This window comes from Herminiimonas fonticola (assembly GCF_040395855.1).
Classification (GTDB): domain Bacteria; phylum Pseudomonadota; class Gammaproteobacteria; order Burkholderiales; family Burkholderiaceae_D; genus Oxalicibacterium; species Oxalicibacterium fonticola_A.
The window spans coordinates 1-5,580 of record NZ_JBEBPO010000123.1 but is presented as its reverse complement, the minus strand read 5'-3'; the positions used below and the strand labels follow the sequence as shown (position 1 = coordinate 5,580).

Sequence of the window (5,580 nt, the reverse complement as noted above, 5' to 3'; positions counted from 1 at the left end):
GATAGTGCGGCCATGGGCGCTTTTCTTGCGCAATTCGGTGTGACGCCGGCGGAAATGGCAGCGTTAAAGGTTTCCCTGTTTTGTTATCCGCACGCGCCAGTCAAGGCGCTGTTCGATGCATGGCAAAACGGCGAGTCGGCTGTCACTTGCCTGGTGCCGGAAGGCGTGGCGATAGAAGTGGTGCAGGCCTTTTTGGGAGTGGATGCGCAAGCGGGAGCTGCACAGACGCACGGAGCGCTGACCGTACGCGTTCTGCCTTTTGTCGCGCAACCCGACTACGACAAGTTGTTGTGGGCCTGCGATCTTAATTTCGTGCGCGGTGAGGATTCATGGGTGCGTGCGCAGTGGGCAGGCAAGCCGTTTATCTGGCACATCTACCCGCAAGACGAAAACCTGCATCACAAGAAATTGCGCGCCTTCCTGCAACGTTATGCAATCGACATTGAAAGTTTGATTACCTTTTCTCTGTGCTGGAATGGCGCCGGGACTGGGCCGATGGAAGAGCAGGCGGACTGGGCTGCGCTTTGGCAGCGACTGCTGGCCGAGCAGAGCAGCATTGCGCAGCGGTCTGCCGATTGGCAGCGGCAGATGCTGGAAAATGGTGATCTGGCGGGCAATTTGCTGAAATTTGCGGGAGCGCTGCGCTCAGCGACTGCAAAAAATTAGGTATAATGCGCGGTTAATTTATAACGTTTTTTTCGATCAAACGTGAGCTTACGGCGCTTTTTGCCTGCAGGCGACAGATGATTTTTATGTAACCTACTTTTTTACACTTACTATGAAACCTGCAAAAGAAATTCGCGTTGGCAATATCATTATGGTCGACAGCAAACCTATGATCGTGTTGCGTTCCGATGTCAACGGTTCGAGCCGTACCGGCTTCACCTACAAATGGAAGATGAAAAATCTTCTGACGAACACCCCGATGGAAAACGTTTTCCGCGGCGACGACAAGTTCGACGTCATCGTTCTGGACAAGAAACCGGTTACTTATTCCTACTTTGCTGATCCATTGTTTGTATTCATGGATGAAGAATACAACCAGTATGAAATCGAAGAAGAAAACCTGGGCGATGCGCTGCATTACCTGAAAGACGGCATGGAATGCGAAGCGGTGTTCTATGACGGCAAAGCGATTTCGGTTGAATTGCCTATCACCATCGCACGTCAGGTTGTCTACTCCGAGCCTGCAGTCAAGGGCAACACTTCGGGTAACGTCCTGAAGGAAGCCATCCTTGAAAATGCAGTCGAAGCACATCGTCACACCGTTCAAGTGCCATTGTTTGTCAGCACCGACGACGTGATTGAAATCGACAGTCGTACCAACGAATACAAACGCGTGGTTCGTAACTGATTACGAATGACGTCGTATTAAAAAAGCGCTGCAGGTATTCCTGCAGCGCTTTTTTTTGCCGTTTGCCCAGCTAGCGTGCGTCGCGGATATGTTCTATGCGTTCCGTGGTTGACGGATGGCTGGACAGATAAGGCGACGGTTCTTTCTCCTGCGTCTGCATTTTTTCAAAGCCGCTGGCGAGTTGCGACAGGCTGATGCCGTTCGCCTTCATCATCGCAATCGCATAGTCGTCGGCTTCCCGTTCGGCGTCGCGTGAATACTTCATATCCAGCATCAGGGTCGGAATGTTGGCAATGATCGCCGAGACGTCGCCAAAGATCACCGTGACCACGGCGCCGATGGCCGAGCTTTGCACGATGCGTCGCATCAGATGGCGTTCATGCAGATGGCCGAGCTCATGCGCCAGCACGCCCATGATCTGTTCATCGTTATTCAGTAACTTCACCAGCTCGTCGGTCAGGATGATTTGCCCGGAAGGCAGCGCAAATGCATTCGGACCGATATTGCTTTTGCGGAAAACGAGCTGGTAATCCGGCGCATCTTCTCTGGGAGGCAGCAGCTGTTTGAAATGCGTGGCAATTTCAGCTTGTCTGGCGAGCGGCAACTGGCTGGGCGCGAGGATGCGCTTGTCGAGAAATTCCAGCATGCCGCTACCGATGGAGCGTTCCATTTTTTCAGGCAGGGCCTTGGCAATGGCTTCTGCCGCCAGTGGCAAGCCATAGAAGTATCCCAGTGCAAGAACCAGCAGGGTGGCAGCAAATGCAATCAGGGCGCCGCGCCAGCTTTGCTGCGCGCGTACGACGATGGAGTCCTGATGGCCGGTAGCGGCGAGCAGGGCATCGAATGCGCGCGTGTCGTGGATTTCCAGATAGGTATCGTCCGGAAAGGTCACCTTGCGGCTGGTGTTGCGTGCACGCTCCGATACGCGCAATTCAGCAATCTGGCAGCTGCGCTCGGCATCGCCGGAGATCACGGCCATCCCGTCTTCTACCGATAGCGTCACGCGATGCGCGCGCGAGGTCTTGCCATCGAAATAGAGGGCGGGAATCTGCGGGGAACTTGGCATGGCCATGGGCATTACAGCGATAGATCGAAGTCGAGCAGATCGGCCACGCCTTCGCCCGTTGCCGAGACCTGCGCCTGAGTCGCCGCGATGAAATGATCCAGGCTGCCATCCGGCGTCAGGGACATCGATTGCACCCGATAGCGCATGGCGCGTATCTGCGCAAACGGCAGGAACAATCCCAGCGTACAGATGATTGCGATGATATTGGTCACCGCAATGAATGCCATCGTGCTCCATTTCATGTTGCTGTGGAATTGATGTCCATCGAGCCGTGTATTGTTCCAGATCAGGTTTTGAATCAGTGTTGCAAAAATAGGGAAAATCAGAAACATCCAGACATACAAGGCAAGTATAAAAATCGTTATCGCAAGTATTCCGGCGCTGTCGGATTCGATATGACTCATGCCGCCTGCAGCAATCATGCTGAACAAGGTGCCGCCCAGCGCCAGGGAAATCGCAACGCAGCCGGCCAGCCAGATAATGAAAACAAGAAAATATGCCTTGTAGAAACTACCGACCGATCCGGTAAATGAAAAATGGCTGGCACCGAAACGGCTCTCTTCATGCTGAAATTTTTTCATTCGCTGGTGGGCAAAAGGTAGCAGCAGAGACAGGGTAAGACCGGCCAGAATCGGAAAGGCAAGGTACACCGTATAAACACGGCGCATCGTCCCGGCAAAGCCGAAGCGGATACCGCGATAACTGGAGTTATACAGTTTGAACTGCAGACTTTTCCAGATCAGCCAGGGTGCAAGCAGCGCCATCGCCATAATCATCAACAAGCCTATCGTCCCCGACATTTCAAACGCCAGGTTGTAAATCACGATCATGATGACGGCGACTATGCGTCCTTTCAGAATCGCAAGGGGATTGCCATGATATTCAAAACTGGAGCCGGCAACGCTGGTGCTGTTATAAAAATACTTGCTGCGACGCACTTTTGCCCATGCAGAGTAAATGCCCAATGTCACGATGGAAAGCAGCAGATTGACGATCCAGATACGGAAGTATTCGCTGCCGCTGCCACTGAATAAAAAGCGCAGAGAGCTCTGCGTGTGTAATTGATGTTCGCCTGCTATGTGAGAAGCATCCGTCATTTATTTCTCCCTGGGAATTTTATTTTTATGCAGACAGCGGATGCATGGTTGCCTGCCGGATATGGATTGTCAAGTTGACCGTCATTACCTGTGGCATTCCGGGAAACGTCGGTGAAAATTTTTATGCTTTGCTTCTTTTTTGTTGCAGAAAAAATCGCACGCAGCTGTTTGATCGCATTGCGTTTTCAATTGCAAGCGATGCAGTTGATGTACTCAAATGCATATGTAATTTTTCCTGCACGTAACTGATTAAAAATTAAGCAGATTGATTTTGTAAAAGATGTAACAGATGCGAACTTTCATGACGATGTACGTACCAACTGCAGATGTGACGGACAGCGAGCATTACTTGTCTGCAAGTTGCATTTTCGAAGCGCACATCAGCTTAGGCTACATCATCGTTTACGCGCGATGCGCAGCTGATGCTGTGAGCATATTTGCTCAACGCATTTACTCAAATTTTATTACGTCATCTCGACAATTATTTTCAGGAGATTTCATGCTTCGTTCCGACACGCTTTTTGGCAAGCGAGAATCCAATACGCCAAATCCTTCGTTGAGCACAACCAGCTCTCCAGCGCTGTCAACAACAACGGGTTCAGGTTTTCATAACAAGCCAGTGTCTTCTTCTGCCAGCGGTTTCAATAGCCCGGCTTCCACGCATGTTCCCAATGCCAGCGTGAATGAAATCGGCAGCAAACTGATCGTCGGCCCCAACATCAAACTCAAAGGCGTGGAAATCACCGATTGCGATACGCTGGTGGTGGAAGGCTTCGTTGAAGCAACGATGGATTCGCGCGTCATTCAAATTGCCAAGGAAGGTTCATTCAAGGGCTCGGCGGGTATCGATATTGCTGAAATTCACGGCACCTTCGATGGCGAGTTGACGGTACGTCAAAAGCTGGTGATTTATGCAACCGGTAAAGTGTCCGGCAAGATTCGTTACGGCAATGTGGTGATTGAAGAAGGCGGTCAGCTGATGGGCGATGTGCAAGTGGGTACGACGTCCACACCGCCTAAAGGATTGACGGTAGCAAAAACAGTTTAAGTTTTCATTCCTCCCGTTCCTAACCTGTTGTCGGCGTCGTTCATGGCGGCGGCAACGGGTTTTTGTCGTCTCCGATTTTTGCTTGAATTTCTTCTGGCGCAATGCCGGATAGCCGACGTATTTTGTCCAAGTGCACAAGCCGTGCGACAATGAATTTCCTCGCTTGCATCCAGGCATCTCTTTTGCCGCTCAGATCACGATCATGCATCCGCAATACATACTTAATTTGTCATGTCTTGATCAACGCGGCATCGTGCAGCGTGTATCGGGTTTTTTGGCCGGGCACGGTTGCAACATTCTTGATTCTGCCCAGTTCGGCGACGCGCAATCCAAACTTTTTTTCATGCGTGTGCATTTTGCCGTTGAAGAAGCGCTGACGGACGAGGTGTTGCGCAGCAGCTTTTCCGCTCTGGCCGATACGATGCAGATGAACTGGCAATTGCATGACGCATACAAAAAGCCGCGCGTGCTGTTGCTGGTTTCCAAAATCGGGCATTGCCTCAACGATCTACTGTTCCGTTACAAAAGCGGTTTGCTGCCGGTCGAGATTCCGGCAATTATCTCCAATCACACCGATTTCTATCAGCTGGCAGCGAGCTACAACATTCCTTTCCATCACTTGCCGCTGGCCACCGGCGCGCCGGAAGCCGCGAAGCGGGTGCAGGAAGAACGCATCTTGGAAATTATCAAAGCCGCCGATATCGATCTGATCGTGCTGGCGCGTTACATGCAGATTCTGTCGCCGGAAATGTGCGCTGCGCTGGAAGGCCGTGCGATCAATATCCATCATTCCTTCCTGCCCAGCTTCAAGGGCGCCAAGCCGTATTATCAGGCGCATGACCGTGGAGTGAAGTTGATAGGCGCCACCGCGCATTTCGTCACCGGCCATCTGGATGAAGGCCCGATCATCGAGCAGGATGTTGCGCGTGTCGATCATGCGATGGATCCTGCGACGTTGGCAGCGATCGGGCGCGATGTGGAGTGTGTGGTGCTGGCGCGTGCGGTGAAGTATTTT

Annotated in this window: 6 protein-coding genes; 4 read left to right on the top strand and 2 right to left on the bottom strand. The window is 51.9% G+C overall.

Going from position 1 to position 5,580, the window contains the following annotated elements; genetic code table 11:
- Both earP and ABWP27_RS11915 read left to right on the top strand, forming a co-directional pair.
- The coding region (gene earP / locus ABWP27_RS11920; protein WP_353157078.1) for an elongation factor P maturation arginine rhamnosyltransferase EarP at positions 1–666 on the top strand (666 nt) is incomplete at its 5' end.
- Between the two features lie 112 nt (positions 667–778).
- The gene (locus tag ABWP27_RS11915; RefSeq protein ID WP_353157076.1) at positions 779–1,354 is read left to right on the top strand and encodes an elongation factor P; all 576 of its coding nucleotides are present in this window, start codon (positions 779–781) and stop codon (positions 1,352–1,354) included.
- 70 nt (positions 1,355–1,424) lie between these two features.
- On the opposite strand, the gene ABWP27_RS11910 is transcribed toward ABWP27_RS11915, so the two are convergent.
- Positions 1,425–2,420: a M48 family metallopeptidase gene (locus ABWP27_RS11910; protein WP_353157074.1), complete on the bottom strand. Its 996-nt coding sequence runs from the start codon at positions 2,418–2,420 to the stop codon at positions 1,425–1,427.
- Between the two features lie 11 nt (positions 2,421–2,431).
- Positions 2,432–3,517, bottom strand: coding sequence for a YjgN family protein (locus ABWP27_RS11905; protein ID WP_353157072.1), 1,086 nt, complete (start codon positions 3,515–3,517; stop codon positions 2,432–2,434).
- A gap of 499 nt (positions 3,518–4,016) precedes the next feature.
- Between ABWP27_RS11905 and ABWP27_RS11900 the strand changes: the two genes are divergently transcribed.
- Entirely contained in the window at positions 4,017–4,565 is a 549-nt protein-coding gene (locus ABWP27_RS11900) for a bactofilin family protein (protein ID WP_353157069.1), read from the top strand.
- A 199-nt stretch (positions 4,566–4,764) separates the two neighbouring features.
- Positions 4,765–5,580, top strand: an 816-nt coding sequence (gene purU, locus ABWP27_RS11895) for a formyltetrahydrofolate deformylase (protein ID WP_353157080.1), incomplete at its 3' end; no start/stop codon positions are given.

Bases quoted from the DNA above. Each gene is read 5' to 3' on its own strand.
- ABWP27_RS11915 (WP_353157076.1), top strand. From the start codon at position 779: ATGAAACCTGCAAAAGAAATTCGCGTTGGCAATATCATTATGGTCGAC.
- ABWP27_RS11910 (WP_353157074.1), bottom strand. From the start codon at position 2,420: ATGCCAAGTTCCCCGCAGATTCCCGCCCTCTATTTCGATGGCAAGACC.
- ABWP27_RS11905 (WP_353157072.1), bottom strand. From the start codon at position 3,517: ATGACGGATGCTTCTCACATAGCAGGCGAACATCAATTACACACGCAG.
- ABWP27_RS11900 (WP_353157069.1), top strand. From the start codon at position 4,017: ATGCTTCGTTCCGACACGCTTTTTGGCAAGCGAGAATCCAATACGCCA.